The organism is Texcoconibacillus texcoconensis (assembly GCF_014202575.1).
GTDB classification, from domain to species: domain Bacteria; phylum Bacillota; class Bacilli; order Bacillales; family Salisediminibacteriaceae; genus Texcoconibacillus; species Texcoconibacillus texcoconensis.
In genome coordinates, this window is sequence record NZ_JACHHB010000013.1 from 1 (window position 1) to 15,439 (window position 15,439).

Annotated in this window: 19 protein-coding genes and 1 other annotated feature; of the genes, 13 read left to right on the forward strand and 6 right to left on the reverse strand. The window is 40.1% G+C overall.

The genetic code is table 11. The annotated features are described in order from the left end of the window. Window positions 1-504 precede the first annotated feature (504 nt). On the reverse strand, window positions 505-1,137 hold the full coding sequence (gene lexA / locus HNQ41_RS12935; RefSeq protein WP_184664856.1) for a transcriptional repressor LexA: 633 nt from the start codon (window positions 1,135-1,137) through the stop codon (window positions 505-507). 168 nt (window positions 1,138-1,305) lie between these two features. On the opposite strand from lexA, the gene yneA reads away from it, so the two are divergent. Together yneA and HNQ41_RS12945 are read left to right on the forward strand one after the other, a co-directional pair. Further along, window positions 1,306-1,590: a cell division suppressor protein YneA gene (gene yneA / locus HNQ41_RS12940; protein WP_184664857.1), complete on the forward strand. Its 285-nt coding sequence runs from the start codon at window positions 1,306-1,308 to the stop codon at window positions 1,588-1,590. Between the two features lie 16 nt (window positions 1,591-1,606). Further along, window positions 1,607-2,254 carry a YneB family resolvase-like protein gene (locus HNQ41_RS12945; protein WP_184664858.1) on the forward strand — a complete coding sequence of 216 codons (648 nt, stop codon included), beginning with the start codon at window positions 1,607-1,609 and terminating at the stop codon, window positions 2,252-2,254. An 84-nt stretch (window positions 2,255-2,338) separates the two neighbouring features. On the opposite strand, the gene proC is transcribed toward HNQ41_RS12945, so the two are convergent. The 3 genes from proC to proB are packed head-to-tail and all read right to left on the reverse strand — an operon-like array spanning window position 2,339 to window position 5,560. Then, the gene (gene proC / locus HNQ41_RS12950) at window positions 2,339-3,184 is read right to left on the reverse strand and encodes a pyrroline-5-carboxylate reductase (RefSeq protein WP_184664859.1); all 846 of its coding nucleotides are present in this window, start codon (window positions 3,182-3,184) and stop codon (window positions 2,339-2,341) included. Window positions 3,185-3,196: 12 nt separating this feature from the next. After that, the gene (locus tag HNQ41_RS12955) at window positions 3,197-4,441 is read right to left on the reverse strand and encodes a glutamate-5-semialdehyde dehydrogenase (protein WP_343043367.1); all 1,245 of its coding nucleotides are present in this window, start codon (window positions 4,439-4,441) and stop codon (window positions 3,197-3,199) included. A 3-nt stretch (window positions 4,442-4,444) separates the two neighbouring features. Then, on the reverse strand, window positions 4,445-5,560 hold the full coding sequence (gene proB, locus HNQ41_RS12960) for a glutamate 5-kinase (protein WP_184664860.1): 1,116 nt from the start codon (window positions 5,558-5,560) through the stop codon (window positions 4,445-4,447). 68 nt (window positions 5,561-5,628) lie between these two features. Then, window positions 5,629-5,882: a binding site (T-box leader), on the reverse strand. A gap of 150 nt (window positions 5,883-6,032) precedes the next feature. On the opposite strand from proB, the gene HNQ41_RS12965 reads away from it, so the two are divergent. The 9 genes from HNQ41_RS12965 to HNQ41_RS13005 all read left to right on the forward strand — a co-directional run bounded on the left by HNQ41_RS12965 (window position 6,033) and on the right by HNQ41_RS13005 (window position 12,069). Beyond that, window positions 6,033-6,272 (forward strand): DUF896 domain-containing protein, encoded by a 240-nt coding sequence (locus HNQ41_RS12965; protein ID WP_184664861.1) that lies wholly within the window; start codon window positions 6,033-6,035, stop codon window positions 6,270-6,272. Between the two features lie 176 nt (window positions 6,273-6,448). Beyond that, window positions 6,449-8,446, forward strand: a complete 1,998-nt coding sequence (gene tkt, locus HNQ41_RS12970; RefSeq protein ID WP_184664862.1) for a transketolase — start codon at window positions 6,449-6,451, stop codon at window positions 8,444-8,446. A 194-nt stretch (window positions 8,447-8,640) separates the two neighbouring features. Beyond that, entirely contained in the window at window positions 8,641-9,090 is a 450-nt protein-coding gene (sirA, locus tag HNQ41_RS12975; protein WP_184664863.1) for a sporulation inhibitor of replication protein SirA, read from the forward strand. A gap of 128 nt (window positions 9,091-9,218) precedes the next feature. Next, window positions 9,219-9,434, forward strand: a complete 216-nt coding sequence (locus HNQ41_RS12980; RefSeq protein WP_184664864.1) for a YneF family protein — start codon at window positions 9,219-9,221, stop codon at window positions 9,432-9,434. A gap of 194 nt (window positions 9,435-9,628) precedes the next feature. Further along, window positions 9,629-9,955 (forward strand): metal-sensing transcriptional repressor, encoded by a 327-nt coding sequence (locus HNQ41_RS12985; RefSeq protein ID WP_184664865.1) that lies wholly within the window; start codon window positions 9,629-9,631, stop codon window positions 9,953-9,955. Between the two features lie 30 nt (window positions 9,956-9,985). Further along, on the forward strand, window positions 9,986-10,195 hold the full coding sequence (gene copZ, locus HNQ41_RS12990; protein ID WP_184664866.1) for a copper chaperone CopZ: 210 nt from the start codon (window positions 9,986-9,988) through the stop codon (window positions 10,193-10,195). A gap of 144 nt (window positions 10,196-10,339) precedes the next feature. Further along, window positions 10,340-10,882 (forward strand): TlpA family protein disulfide reductase, encoded by a 543-nt coding sequence (locus HNQ41_RS12995; RefSeq protein WP_184664867.1) that lies wholly within the window; start codon window positions 10,340-10,342, stop codon window positions 10,880-10,882. Between the two features lie 4 nt (window positions 10,883-10,886). Beyond that, window positions 10,887-11,507 (forward strand): hypothetical protein, encoded by a 621-nt coding sequence (locus HNQ41_RS13000; protein ID WP_184664868.1) that lies wholly within the window; start codon window positions 10,887-10,889, stop codon window positions 11,505-11,507. Between the two features lie 70 nt (window positions 11,508-11,577). Further along, window positions 11,578-12,069 carry a CcdC family protein gene (locus tag HNQ41_RS13005; protein ID WP_184664869.1) on the forward strand — a complete coding sequence of 164 codons (492 nt, stop codon included), beginning with the start codon at window positions 11,578-11,580 and terminating at the stop codon, window positions 12,067-12,069. A gap of 101 nt (window positions 12,070-12,170) precedes the next feature. On the opposite strand, the gene HNQ41_RS13010 is transcribed toward HNQ41_RS13005, so the two are convergent. Together HNQ41_RS13010 and HNQ41_RS13015 are read right to left on the reverse strand one after the other, a co-directional pair. Beyond that, on the reverse strand, window positions 12,171-12,599 hold the full coding sequence (locus tag HNQ41_RS13010) for a DUF2621 domain-containing protein (protein ID WP_184664870.1): 429 nt from the start codon (window positions 12,597-12,599) through the stop codon (window positions 12,171-12,173). A gap of 69 nt (window positions 12,600-12,668) precedes the next feature. After that, window positions 12,669-13,556 carry a selenium metabolism-associated LysR family transcriptional regulator gene (locus HNQ41_RS13015; RefSeq protein ID WP_184664871.1) on the reverse strand — a complete coding sequence of 296 codons (888 nt, stop codon included), beginning with the start codon at window positions 13,554-13,556 and terminating at the stop codon, window positions 12,669-12,671. 130 nt (window positions 13,557-13,686) lie between these two features. On the opposite strand from HNQ41_RS13015, the gene phnD reads away from it, so the two are divergent. After that, on the forward strand, window positions 13,687-14,583 hold the full coding sequence (gene phnD, locus HNQ41_RS13020) for a phosphate/phosphite/phosphonate ABC transporter substrate-binding protein (RefSeq protein ID WP_343043368.1): 897 nt from the start codon (window positions 13,687-13,689) through the stop codon (window positions 14,581-14,583). An 85-nt stretch (window positions 14,584-14,668) separates the two neighbouring features. Further along, window positions 14,669-15,430, forward strand: coding sequence for a phosphonate ABC transporter, permease protein PhnE (gene phnE / locus HNQ41_RS13025; protein WP_184664872.1), 762 nt, complete (start codon window positions 14,669-14,671; stop codon window positions 15,428-15,430). The last annotated feature ends 9 nt before the right edge of the window (window positions 15,431-15,439 follow it).

Sequence of the window (15,439 nt, forward strand, 5' to 3'; positions counted from 1 at the left end):
GGACACCCGTCCATGAGAATCTGTCTAGTTCAGGCGCCATCGGCTCGAGGTCACTTCGGTCCGGCAATTGAAGCTGAAAGCGCTTCTGCTTGCCGGACCTCCAGTGCTAGTCGCCGATAGGCGGGCGCCTTGTACTTTTCTTAAGAGAGAGCAGGTGACGAAGAAATTCGCCGTTAATCGGATTCCGCAGCCCGACGATGGTAGTTGGAGGCGATCCCCTGTGAGAGTAGGACGCCGCCAGGCATTTGAGAGCATGTCGCAGAAGCGATGTGCTTTTTTTGTGTTTTCAAGAACTGGATCACCGCAAGGTGAAAAGGGTTTATAGAAAAATAAAAAGTGAGGAACAAGAAGTGCGTAATATTCAATTTGCGTTTGTTACGCAAATAGGGGGGACCTACCACTTACGATAGGATCGCGCCCTGACTTGATGTTGAGGTATTGTTCCATTAATATGACAAAAAGAATCCCCTGAAACAGGGGATATTAGTAGAGAGTGATGAAAATTTAGTGCACTGTTCGAAAGACACCGATGACTTTACCTAAGATTGATACATTTGTTACTAAAATAGGTTCTAATGTTGCATTTTCTGGTTGCAATCGAATATGTCCATCCTCTTTAAAGAAACGTTTGACGGTTGCTTCATCTTCTTCAGTCATCGCAACGACAATATCTCCATTATTTGCATATTGTTGTTGTCGTACAATAACGAGGTCCCCATCAAAAATGCCTGCTTCAATCATTGAATCTCCTTCAATTTCCAAAATAAATGACTGCTCACCTTGCACCATTCGTTCAGGAAGTGGAATGTATTCCTCTATGTTTTCAATAGCTGTGATTGGTTGTCCAGCTGTAACTTTCCCGATAACAGGAACATAAACTGAAGGTGTTTCAGAGACATGGTCAGAAGTTCTTTTTTCATCTTCTATATCTGTAACTTCAATGGCTCTTGGTTTAGTAGGGTCACGACGGATTAAGCCCTTCTTTTCTAAGCGAGATAGATGTCCGTGAACAGTAGAACTTGAAGCAAGTCCTACGGCTTCACCAATTTCTCTAACGGAGGGAGGGTACCCTTTATCTTTGACTTCGTCACGTATGTAATCGAGAATAAGTTGCTGGCGTTTTGATAATTTCGTCATATTTCGCACCTCGTTTTTCCCTTTTTAAGTTTAGTAATATTATACCATGGCCTTAAAATAACATGCAAACATAAGTTCTCTTTTAAAATGAGAGCATTCTATTGACACGAACGTTCGTTCTCTATTAAACTAAATAGGAACAAACATTCGTGTTAGGAGTGTCCTTTTATGAACAGCAAGTTAAAACGATTGATTATTCATTTTGGATTTATCTTAGTTATCGCTTCGCTATGGATTCCTGTCCTGAGCGATAATGTTTCATCAGCTGAAAATGTGGAATATGAAACGGTCATCGTAGAAGAGGGCGACCGTTTATGGACGATTGCTAGAGAAATAGAAGAACAGGTCGAGATGAATAAACAAGAAATTGTTCAATGGATAAATGTGAAAAATGAATTAACAAGTGATAAGATTTATGTTGGACAAACTATAAAAATACCAACTAAGTCATAAAGGGGAAATGTCGATCATGAGAGTTGGTTTGTATGCGAGAGTGAGTACGACGAAAGTAGAACAAGAGACTTCGCTCAAGCGCCAGTTGGAAGAACTTCAACAACTAGCTGATGAATGGGATGTAGAAGTTGTCAAAAAATATTATGACACATCTAGTGGTTATGATATGGATCGAGAAGGGTTATTGAATTTACTTGACCTCGTTAAACGTTCAGAATTAGATGCTGTTTTCGTGACTGATGATACGCGACTTGGGAGAGGACATGCGAAAATGGCAGTGATTCACGAACTGAAAAAAGCAGATGTAGCTATTTATACTGTAAAAGAAAAAAAGACTTTAGAAATGTCTGAATCAGACGAAATGGTATTAGATATTGTTGCTATTGTTGAGGAATACCAACGTAAGTTACATAACTTAAAAATAAAACGTGGGATGAAAAAGGCCGTTGAAAAAGGGTATCGCCCACAAGATCATTTGCAATCGAATGATAGTGGTGGTAGAAAGCGAAAACAAGCACCGATCGAAGAGATTATTCGTTTAAAAGATTCAGGTTTAACGTTTTACGAGGTTGCTGCAACTTTGCGAGGGTTCGGTTATGATGTTTCTAAGGCTACTGTTCACCGAAGATACCGTGAATATATGAAAAAAACCGTCACTCATTAATTAATTCAGTGACGGTTTTCATATGAATATTTACTTTCAGGTATAGGTGAAAAAAGGTGTATAACAACCTTATTTTTATCATTGTTACTGTTTATTTACTGAAGTGAACGGGGCTGGAGTGGCACCGAGTTCTTGAGACCGTTCGATGGCGCGTAATACACTATTTTTTACGTGTTCTTTGACGTTATGATTTTCCAGAACCTCAAAAGCAGCTTCTGTTGTACCGGCGGGGCTCATAACTTCCATGTATAATTCCCTTGCAGATTTGTCTGTATTTCTCAAGCGACGAGCTGCTCCAGTTAAGGTTTGTGCAATCAGTTCTTTTGTTTCGTTTTCTGTAAGTCCAGCTTCTAAAGCGGCATTTTCAATTGCTTCAACAAAATAATAGAAAAATGCTGGTCCGCTTCCTGCTACACCAGTTACTGCATCCATCTTTTCTTCTGATAGTATTGTTACGGTTCCAATCGCAGAAAATAGAGATGAAGCTTTTTGAATGTGTTCGTCATAAGCGAAACGGCCTTTGCAAAGGGAGGTCGCTGAAGCACCGACTTTAGCTGAAGTATTAGGCATCGCTCGAATGACGGAAATTGATTTCCCGATACTTTCTTCTATATAGCTCGTTGAGATGCCAGCTAATACAGAAATGATCAGTTGATCAGAAATAAACGCGTTAATTTGTTCTGCAGCTTCAGTAAGGTGTTTTGGTTTCATAGCAAGGACAACAATATCAGCATTTTGAATTGCTGTCTCGTTATTCGCCGTTGTTTGAATGCCGTATTTTTCTTCGAGTTCCTGTAGACGTTTCTCATTCGCATTATTTGTTGCGATAACTTGCTTAGGGTCGATAAGTTGTTCAGTAATTAACCCACCAATGATCGCCTCAGCCATTGAACCAGCACCGATAAATGCAATTTTTTGTGTATTGAGCATCCGTTGTCCCTCCTATGATTTCGTTTGACCTGTTCCTAAAATCAAGTATTTAGAAGAAGTCATCGCTTTAAGGCCCATAGGTCCTCTTGCGTGAAGTTTTTGTGTACTTATGCCGATTTCGGCACCGAAACCAAACTCGCCTCCGTCAGTAAATCTCGTTGATGCATTATGATAAAGTGCAGCAGCGTCGATGCGTTGTAAGAACGTGTCTCGGTTTTTAGACTGCTCTGTAATAATCGATTCAGAATGACCAGTACCAAATTGTTTGACGTGGTCAATCGCCTCAATCGTAGAAGAGACGGTTTTCATTGCAACAGCCAAGTCAAGATATTCTTTCGACCAGTCTTCATCTGTTGCTTCCATGACTGATCCATGGAGAGATTGAATTTGATTGTCTCCATAAATTTGAACATCTGCGTCAATGAATCGAGTAATAAGTTGGTGCCCGTAACGTTCTAGCCATTTTTCATGAACGAGGATCGTTTCTGCTGCGTTACAAACGGAAGGGCGATCTGTTTTTGCATCAACGCTTATCGAGATTGCCATTTCTGGATCAGCTGTTTCATCGATATAGACATGACAATTGCCGACGCCTGTTTCTAAAACGGGTACTGTCGCATTTTCGACAACGGATTTTATTAATCCAGCTCCACCTCTAGGGATAAGGACATCAAGTGATTCATTTAACTTTAGCATCTCGTTAGCAGCTTCTCTTGACGTATCTTGTACGAGTTGAACGACATTTTCATTAATATTACGTTGTGCTAACGCTTGATGAATCACTTCCACGATAGCATTATTTGAATGAAAAGATGAAGAACTACCGCGTAAAAGGACAGCATTTCCAGTTTTAAGTGACAGAGCTGTCGCATCAACTGTGACATTAGGTCTCGCTTCATAAATCATGCCAATGACACCTAGAGGAACACGTGTACTACGAATGAGTAGACCGTTTGGACGTTCCCATTCTTCGATTGTTTCTCCAATTGGATCTTCCATATTTGCGACTTGACGACAACTATCAGCAATACTTTCAATGCGGTTTGTCGTAAGGCGAAGTCGATCTAATATAGCCTGACTTTCATGTGCGGATTGCTCAAGGTCTTTCTCGTTTGCAGAAAGAATACTTTCGCTATTTGACACAAGTTGGTCTGCGATTGTTTCAAGTAATAGCTTCTTTTCCTCGCTAGATAATAAAGCAACTTGGTCTGATGCTGATTTTACTTGCTTTGCCTGTTCGTTAATCGAAATCATCATTTATCAACCCCTTATACTTGTTAATTGTGTCCATTCGTCGCGATGAATGACTTCTTCTCGTTTTGTGACAATGTATTTTGATGCTTCACTACTAGACATGCCTTTAACTTTCAATAATTCGTTCGAGGACATGTTCGAAATCCCTTTTCCTAGTTCTTCGTCTTCTTCGTCTTTTACTGTGATGACAGCTCCTTGCGTAAACGAGCCTGTAACATCAATAACTCCAGAAGGTAATAAGCTTTTTCCGTTTTCTAGTAATGCTTCTACAGCTCCTTTGTCTATCGTGATTTCACCGTCTGACTTTGAGTGCAGCCCTAACCATTGGATTTTACTTTGTACAGCTTCTTGATACTTATATAAGTAAGTGCCGTCACCGTTTCCTTCTAAAATATCAGTGAGATAATGTTGTTTACCGCTAGCGCCGATAAATACATCGACACCTAGTTGCATTGCAGTTTTAGCAGCGAGTAGTTTCGAACGCATGCCTCCAGTTCCGACACGACTTCCGCTAGAACCTGCTTGTTGTAAAAGTTTATCATCCAGGTCGGTAATTTCATCATAACGTTTTGCGTTAGGGTCTTCGAAAGGGTTGGCATCGTATATCCCATTGATATCAGTGATAATTACGAGCTGATCAGCGTGAATGAAACCACTCACAAGAGCGGAGAGCATATCGTTATCACCAAATGTTAACTCTTCAATCGCGATGGAGTCATTTTCATTAATGATCGGTATCACTTTACGTTTCAGTAATTCAGAAATGGTTGCGTATGCATTTTGATATTGATGTTTATGAGAAAAGTTACTTTGTGTAAGCAGGATTTGCCCTGTATGAATGTCATGTTTTTCTAATTGTTCACGATACGCCTCAATAAGACAACCTTGACCAACTGCAGCTGCTGCCTGTTTGCCGACTAAGGTAACGGGTTTAGTTGGATAGCCTAGCTGTGGAAAACCAGCTGCTACCGCACCAGAAGAGACGAGGATGACTTCATGACCTTGTTTGTATAAATGGACAATGGCTGATGTATGTGCTTTGACTTTCTCATCACTTAATTCTCCGTTATCGTGAGCAAGTGAACTACTTCCAATTTTTATAACAACACGTTTTTTATTCATTATGTTTCATGTTCCTCCTTGATCTTAGTAAAAAGACCTAAAAACAATAAAAAACCATTCAGCCCTTAAAAAAGGACGGAATGGTCTATGATTTCCGCGGTACCACCTTTATTGAAGCTTGTTTTCACATTTGCCCATAAATGAAACGTGTGAAAACAAAATAAGCTTCCGCTTCTATCCATAACGTTGGATCCTACGGTCAGGTTCAATCCCTGACAGCTCCTGGGCAGGTTCGAACGGGCCATCCTGCAAAACTCTCAGCAAAATGTTTTGCTCTCTGTTGGACACCGAGTGTTCTACTATTCCCAATCATTGCTGATTCTTATTCGATACATGTATATATCATATAGTATGCGAGAAAGGGCAAAACATTGTCAAGAGATATATGCTCTTTAGAACTAAAATTCTTGCTTTCTTTCTTCATATTTAGTAGTATGACCAACGGAAATGGGTACCATACAAGGAGGACAATATGTTAAGTCAAGATAAAATTACACGCATTAACGAACTTGCAAAAAAGAAGAAAGAATCAGGTTTGACGAAAGCGGAAGAAAAAGAGCAAAAGTCATTACGAGAAGAGTATTTGAAAAGTGTTCGAAAGTCATTTAAAAACCAATTGCATTCAATGAAAGTTGTTGATGAAGAAGGTAATGACGTAACCCCTGAAAAATTAAAGAAAAGTAAAGAGAGAAATAATAATAACCACCATTAAATGAACAAGATTAAGGATCGGGAGTTCTCCCGACTTTTTTCCTATTTAACTTATTTATTAAATGGAAGTGCATATCCTGTTACCAAATATGAAAAATTATTCACAAGTTCTTGTGTTAATGGTTTGAAAACGCTATGATAAGAAATGAAGTATAAAGTGAGGAAGGGTGACGAACTATGACAGAACATATCGAATCGATGTCGATTCAGACAATTCGTACATTGTCTATCGATGCAGTTGAAAAAGCTCAATCAGGACATCCAGGAATGCCGATGGGGGCTGCCCCAATGGGATATTCCTTATTCAAAAAATTCATGCAACACAACCCGAATAATCCACAGTGGTTTAATCGCGATCGTTTCGTGCTATCTGCTGGCCACGGATCGATGCTTCTATATAGCTTATTACACCTAACGGGTTATGACGTTACAATGGATGATTTAAAAAACTTTCGTCAATGGGGAAGTCGTACACCAGGACACCCTGAATACGGCCATACACCAGGTGTAGAAGCGACAACTGGTCCACTCGGACAAGGTGTTGCAATGTCGGTTGGAATGGCAATGGCTGAGCGTCACTTAGCAGGAAAGTATAACCGTGAAGGGTACGAGCTCATCAATCACTATACATATAGTATCTGCGGTGATGGTGACCTCATGGAAGGTGTATCTGCAGAAGCTGCATCTCTTGCAGGACATTTAAAATTAGGACGACTCATCGTTCTTTATGACTCCAATGACATTTCTTTAGATGGTGAACTTGACCAAGCATTTTCTGAAAATGTTGCTGATCGTTATCAAGCGTATGGTTGGCATGTATTGCGTGTCGAAGACGGTAACGATTTACAAGAGTTAGAAGCGGCTATTGAAGCAGCACGCATTGATGATCGTCCAACTTTGATTGAAGTGAAAACGACAATTGGTTATGGATCTCCTTCAAAATCAGGAAAATCTGCTTCTCACGGTGCACCACTAGGTAGTGAAGAAGTGAAGCTAACAAAAGAAGCTTATAACTGGACATTTGAAAACGACTTCCACGTACCAGACGAAGTTCGTGAGCATTTTGATGAAGTTGTTCAAGAAGGTGAAAAACATGAGAAAGAGTGGAACGACTTATTTGCTGCATACAAACAAGAATACCCTGAGCTTGCTGAAGAACTAGCTTTAGCGATTGATGGGAAACTTCCACAAGGATGGGATGCAGATGTTCCAGTATACGAAGTAGGTGACAAAGTAGCGTCTCGTGCTTCAGGTGGAGATGTACTTAACGCGTTAGCTAAAAACGTTCCTTCTGTATTCGGTGGTTCTGCTGACTTGGCATCTTCTAATAAAACGATGCTTAAAGGCGAAGAAGATTTCTCACGTGAAAATTACAGCGGACGTAACATCTGGTTTGGTGTTCGTGAATTCGCAATGGCAGCTGCAGGAAACGGTATGGCATTGCATGGCGGCGTGAACCCATATGTCGCGACTTTCTTTGTCTTCTCTGATTATTTAAGACCAGCTTTACGTTTATCATCTTTAATGCAAGTTCCACTCACATATGTGTTTACACATGATAGTGTTGCTGTAGGTGAAGATGGTCCAACACACGAGCCTGTTGAACAATTGGCAAGCTTACGTGCAGTGCCAGGCTTGTCAGTCATCAGACCTGCTGATGGAAACGAGACAGCAGCTGCATGGAAACTTTCTTTAGAAAGCACGGATCAGCCACATGCGCTTGTATTTTCTCGTCAAGGTTTACCTACGCTTGAAGGCACAGCAGAAAAGGCTTACGAAGGCGTGAAGCGCGGAGCTTATGTTGTATCAGAAGCGAATGGTGAGGTAGATGGTTACCTGTTGGCGACTGGTTCCGAGGTATCTTTAGCTGTAGAGGCACAACGTGCTTTAGAGCAAGACAACATCCATGTTAATGTTGTTAGTATGCCTAGTTGGGACCGTTTTGAAGCGCAAGGTGAAGATTATAAACAACAAGTGCTACCAAATGACGGCAAACCTCGTGTCGGAATTGAAATGGCGGTTAGCTTAGGCTGGGAGAGATATGTAGGTGCAAATGGTTCAATGATTGCAATTGATCAGTTTGGTGCATCAGCTCCTGGCGAGCGTATTATCGAAGAGTATGGCTTCACGACAGAAAATGTCGTTTCTTCATTCAAACAGTTATTAAACCGCTAATTTCGTTAAGAATGATGCGAAGAATTAAAAAGCAGGGATCAGACCTCGATAGCTTTCGGGTCTGATCTTTGTTTGTTCAACAAACAACGACATGAGTGATAAAAACTCGTGGTTCTTTTTACAATAAAGGGACAAACCTCTCCGAACTTATCCGATACAATGTAGAAAAGGACGGTAAGCTAGGAGGGTATCGAATGCGAACGTATGAAATTCGTTTGATCGAACATGAAGTTGCACTTGATTATTATGGAGCTGAAGGGAAGTTGCTTCATTTATTTCAAGAAGCTCGTCAAGCACAAGGGACATTTAAAACGATTGTCGACCAACAAATTCAATACATAAGTAAGAGTTTCGATCCTAATGAGATTTATCATAAACTTGCTATATCTGCGAAGTTTTCAAAAGGATTCCCTTTTCAGGAGGGTTCTTATGGACGATATATCGAAGTTCGCAAAGGAAAAAGTGAGGCCAGGTTGTATATAAAAAATGATTACATGTTGCTTCAAGGGAAAGGCAATTTGTCAGCAGAGATGCTCGTCTTTGATTGGTTAAGAGAGATTGACCAAACATTTTTAGCGATCGATTATGAGCGAGAACGTTTAGGTTGGCTGACCATTATTCGACCAATCTCTTTGACACAGTAAACCCTGATTGTCGACAAATTATTTGTATGACCTTTAAAACGAGCTACTAATCCGTTATAATAAATAAAGTCGAATTAGAAAATGTAGGATATGGACTTAATGGTTCAACAATGAAGGAGGAACAAGACATGCTTTGGTATATTCTAGTAGGACTTCTCAGTCTTCTAGCGGGTGTGGCGCTCGGATTTTTCATCGCCCGAAAATATATGATGAATTACATGAAGAAAAACCCACCAATTAATGAAAAAATGCTTCGTGTAATGATGATGCAAATGGGTCAAAACCCGTCGCAGAAAAAGATTAATCAAATGATGAAGCAGATGCAAAACCAACAAGATAAGTAGGTTTTAAACACTCCGTAATGGAGTGTTTTTTAATGTCGTAACAATATCCAGTTTCCGACATGACTAAGAATGAGCGAGATCAATTTGTAAAGAATATCAAACAGAACCTCTGTGGAAAGTCAAACGTATATAGCTAAGATAAGTATTGACAAAAATACTGACCAGGGGTATGGTATGGATAAGAGGTGAAAGCGATGGATAATGATAATCTCAACATTGAACTAACGCCAGATACAAGTGCATTGACACAACGTTCAGAAGAAGAAAAACAACAATTATTAAATCGTCTTAAACGAGTCGAAGGGCAAGTGCGTGGTATTCAACGAATGGTTGAAGATGATCGATATTGCGTGGATGTTCTCGTGCAACTTTCTGCGATTAATGCAGCGCTTAAAAAAGTAGGTTATTCAATGTTGGAGAACCATACGCGAGGATGTGTAGCCTCAGCTGTTCAAGAGGGTAATGGGGATGAAGCGATTGAAGAACTCATGAAGGTCATTCAACAATTTAGCAAATCTTAAGTACTAATGAATTGAAGGGGAGATGTACAAATGACAACAAAAATGATTCAAGTAGAAGGAATGACATGTAATCACTGTAAATCATCCGTTGAGGGTGCGTTAAATAACCTCGCTGGGGTATCGAAAGCAGAAGTGAGTTTAGAAGATAAAAATGTAACTGTTGAGTATGATGAAAGTCAAGTACAAGAGCAGCAATTGAAAGATGAAATTGAAGAACAAGGCTTTGACGTTGTATCTTAATGATGACGTGTGAAAGCTTTTAGTTGGTGATGGTAAAGGATCTCCGATGGTCGACATACCTTGTTTAGGTTTGTTGAAGATCGTGTGTGTTCATAACCGTCACCAACTTTTTATTTCAATCACCTAAACAATATGGAGGATGAAATGTTACGTTTACGTCAAGGGCTGGCTTTGATCATGTTTATAAGTGTTGGATTCTTTTTATGGTTGGCACAAGTGGATGATGATGTGGAAGGGACGGCTTCTTCAGCACACAAAGGTTTTCAAGCGCCTAATATTCAATTAGAGCGTTTTGATGGTCGTTCCTTTGTACTTGAAGAGGTGTTTGCAAACGGAAGACCAGCATTACTTTATTTTTGGACATCTTGGTGCCCATATTGTGAACGGTCGACAGAACATGTTCAGCGAATTGATGAAACTTACGGAGAAAACATTGAAGTGATAGGCGTTAATGTTGCAAACCAAGATGTTCTTACAGATGCCGAAGTGTTTATAAAAAAACATGAAACCACCTTTACACAGTTGTTAGATAAGGAAGGTGAGGTTTCTAGTGTGTATCAAACGCCACCGATTCCGCTTACAGTATGGATCGACGAACAAGGGGCGATTTCAGAACGGCGTACAGGAGCTGTCACTTATTCAGAATTGGAAGCAAATGTGATAGAGCTGTTAGAAAAAGGAGATTAATGAGATGTTTGCACCATATGAAACATTCAATATATTGAGCTTTTCGCTACAGAGTCAATTGCTCTTAGCAGTTGTTGCAATTGTAACGTCTTACGCTTTTTTTACGTTTTATGTCAAGCGAGTCTTTGTGGTCACTGACGCGGAAGCCGTGACAGATCATGCTTTATGGGCGCTTCTGATTGGGGCGGCAACATTTAAGTTCTGGCCTTTTTTCACAAATGTTGAGCTCTGGCCTGATTGGCGTAACTTCATATACTATGTAGGCGGAGGACAGGCGCTCATTGTCGCGCTCATTGTAGGAGCTATTTATTTCTGTTTGATTGTATGGCGAAAGAAATGGTCCGTGGCTGTTATGGATGGAGTAGGGATTGCTGTATTGTTCGGTATGTTTACCTTTTCGATATTTGTCAAAACATACGGAGGTCCGACACCTTTATCGTTTGGTTGGGAGCTTGACGGACGGTTACATCACCCTGTGAACCTTTATCGTTCTTGGTTGTTGTTATTAGCTGTAGGCGTATCAATATTATGGATCGATAAAGACCGATACGGACAACGAGCATTATTAGCAGTTGTAGCCATTGTGTTGATCGAAATCCTTATGCGACCGTTTGTGATCGCTTAACTGAAACACTATGTTTCCCCTATCAGCTATGTTATAATGACGACATTGTAGAAAATGGAGGTCACATTCAATGGAAGGTTTATTTTTTATTGGTGTTGCCGTCTTCATGATGGTTACTGCAATGATTGTCCGTATGAAAGCGATAAAAAAACCAGCCAACGTGAAAAAAATTATTTTACCACCTGTTTTTATGACAACGGGATTTATGATGTTTGTTCATCCGGACGTGAGTATTACAACGTTGCAAGCTGTTGAAGCGGCAACGGTCGGCTTATTGTTTTCAATCGTTCTAATAAAGTTATCGAAATTTGAAATTCGTGATCATGATATTTATATGGTTCGTTCAAAAGCATTTTTCTATACTTTGATAGGTTTGTTTGCATTACGCCTTATATTTAAGTTAACGATCGGACAAGGTATCGACTATGGTGAAATTGCGGGTATGTTTTTCATCCTTGCTTACGCGATGATCGTTTCATGGCGCGTAGCGATGTTTTTCATGTTTAAGCGACTACAACGTACGTTAATGAAATCTTCAGTGAAAAATATCGTTGATACGTAAAAAATCCGACGGCTCTATTTTGTAGGGCTAACGTCGGATTTTTTTATCAAACTTCAAAATTCAAAACATACACATTTTTGTCTCGTCATTGTATGTAGTTATCAGTGAAAATAGCGCTCGTATTGTGAAGGGTCGATATCTTTTTCTTCGAGTTTTTTAATTAAAAATTTATGGTCACGCTTTGGCGTGGCTTGAATATACCCTTTGATAATTAAATCCTCGCGCATTTCTTGAGCCCCTTCTTCTAAAGCAAGCTCACCAATTTTCCCTGCGATTTTCCCTTTGGCAACATCGCGAAATAATTCAGGTACAGGTTCTACGAGTTCTGCAAGAAATTCCTTCTGTTCATCACTCCATAAGTGTCGTGTCTCATCGATATAGTATTCTTGCCAATCAAGTATTGAATGCCCGTCTTCTTTCGGTAGCTTTTTCAGAAATTTACGAAACATAAAGTAGCCACCTATAGCGACCAGACCAAACAAAACGACACTCCAAAGCATGATTGCCCACATAAACCAATCATTTGGCATTTTTATCACCCCTGTTTACTTCCATCAATACTATTTTACTGAAACTAAGAAAAAATGAAAAGCATGTTGCTAGTAGGGGAAAGTTTGTTTGATATATTTAAATGCGAGATCGGTAAAAGCTTTGCTTTCATCAACGTTGTTCTTGCTTTTCCAATAAGATATATAAAATGTTCTTATTGAAGGTAAAAATCCACAAGTAGCGATAGAGCGATTTTTTTCAAATTTCATGGCAAGTTCCGAGACAAATCCATAACCGACGCCTGCTTCCACAAGTGATAATGTAGATTCAGTTGTCGGCGCAATAGCTGCAGTTTCTAGCTCGGCCATAGAGATCCCCCATGTTTTTAATCCTCTTTCTGCATCAAGGAATGTTCCGGAGCCATCTTTTCTTTTTACAAATAAATGAGGACGCAAATCTTCTTCAGACGTGATCGAAGGGGTATGGTCCATTTTTTGCCCAATAATTGCGAGGCGATCTTCAATAAGTGGAAACGTTGCGACATCTTTATGTGTGAGCGGAGCACCAGTTAATGCGACGTCAAGGTCACCTTGCTTTAATGATGAAGCGATCGTTGTTGAATCATCTATCTGTAATGAGAGTCGAATTTGTGGAAACGTGTGATTAAATGTTCGACAAAGCGCTGGAAGGAAATAAGTACCTGGCGTTGTGCTAGCACCAATTCGTAATGTTTTTTTCCAATTCTCTCCTCTTTTTTTACAGGCTTCTCTTAACTGTTTCCATTCCTTTGTCCATTTTTTGGCTTTTTCATATACCCATTTTCCTTCTTCTGTGGGCGAAAAAGAATCACGGTCAATAAGTGTGGCTCCTAATTCATCTTCGAGTCCTTTCAAATGTTTTGTTACCGAAGATTGGGCGACATTGAGGTGCTGCGCGGCTTTTGAAAAATTTCTAAATTCCACTAATGTAATAAATGAGGCAAGCCACTTTTCGTTCATCCTTGTTTCACTCCTAAACCGTGCATATGCATTTTATCGTTTACTGATATCGTAAACCGTGCTAATGTATATATGCAATAGTATTCTATATAGGAATCGAAATAATTCTTTACAGGAATGGAGGGGCGGAATGTCCAAAATGAAAGGAACACATATCATTTTGTCTGTTGCAAGCTTATTATTTATTGCTGCTTGTGGTGAATCAGATCGTGAAGAAGCTTTTGAGGTTGCTGTCATCCCGGCTCAATCGATTGGTGGAATGCAAACGGGATTGGAGCGATTAGAGGAAACGCTCGAAGATTCGTTACAACAAGATGTGCAAGTTGAACATTATCCGAACTATAATGCGGTTGTAGAAGCGATTAACTATAGTCATATCGATTTGGCTTATTTAGGTCCTTTAACATACTTAGTTGCTCACGAGGAAAGTGGAGCAGAAGCCATTCTCACGCAAGAAATCGAAGGAGATCCTTATTATTATTCATATATTGTGACTCATAAAGACCAACCATGGAAGTCTTTAGATGACATGTTAGAAGAGCGAAGCAATGTAGATTTTGCCTTTGGTAGTATAGCTTCAACATCGGGTTCTCTTATACCGGGATTGGAATTGAGCGAACGAGGGGTTTTTGAATCGGAAAACGTTCATGAATTTCAAGACGTCCGTTATACGGGCTCCCATGATATTACTGCAACGCAAGTAGAAAATCAGGAAGTGGAAGCGGGCGCTATTGACAGTGCGATTTTCCATGCATTAGCGAAAGATGGTGCCATTAATGAAGAGGAATTTTCAATCATTTGGCAATCTGAACCGTTGTATCAATATCCTTGGGTTGTTCCTCATGATATGCAAGAAGGGCAAATTGAGAAGATTCAGCAAGCATTTATGGCGATTGATGACCCTGAAGTGCTCGACATATTTGGGGGAGCGGACGCTTTTGTAGAAGCGGATGATTCGCAATACGAAGATGTGCTCGAAGCGGCGCGTACGTTTGATATGTTAGACCCGGAAGTGCTGGACAACTAACAGATCGCGATAAAGCCAGTTCACGTTTGATTCATTGAAACGTCACTGGCTTCTTTTTCGTATAGCCCATAAAGGATGTGATGGATTGATTTGGTTTCGTAAACGATATATTTTTTATGCGGGGTTCATCATTTTTTTAACATGGTGGAGCCTAGAGCAAACGGAGTTTGAATGGGCGAAATTTCAACAGTTATCAAATGCATTTACATTTATTAATGACAGAATTTTACCGCCGGACTTCTCGATTACGTCTTTATTATTGCACGAGGCGTTCGTCACTTTGGCGATCGCGTTTTTAGGGACATTTTTTGCATTATTGATTGCCCTTCCAATCAGTTTTGCATCAGCATCAAATACATGCACAAATCGCTTAATTTATACGTGGAATCGCGTTGTACTTTCTGTCTTGCGTTCAGTTCCGGAAATTGTTTTTGGCCTCATCTTTGTCGTTGTCGTCGGTTTAAGCCCGTTTGCCGCCGTGATGGCTGTTTTCTTACACAACATTGGCGTGCTTGGTAAACTGATTTCAGAGTTGATTGAAGCAGCAGACGAAGGGCCTCACGAAGCGATGAAGTCTGTTGGCGCTAAAAGACATATCGCGTCATTGTTTGCGATTGTGCCACAAATATGGCCAAATGTACTCTCGCACTATTTTTATCGTTTTGAGGTAGCGATTCGCACGTCACTAGTCCTTGGTTTTATAGGCGGTGGAGGTCTTGGCCAGCAGCTCTTTAACCAGTTCCAAAGTATCAACTATCACGCGATGGCCACAAGTATTATTTTTATTATGGTCCTTGTGATTGCTGTTGACTTACTTGGTTCCTATGTACGTAAGCGGGTGATTTAACATGAGGAG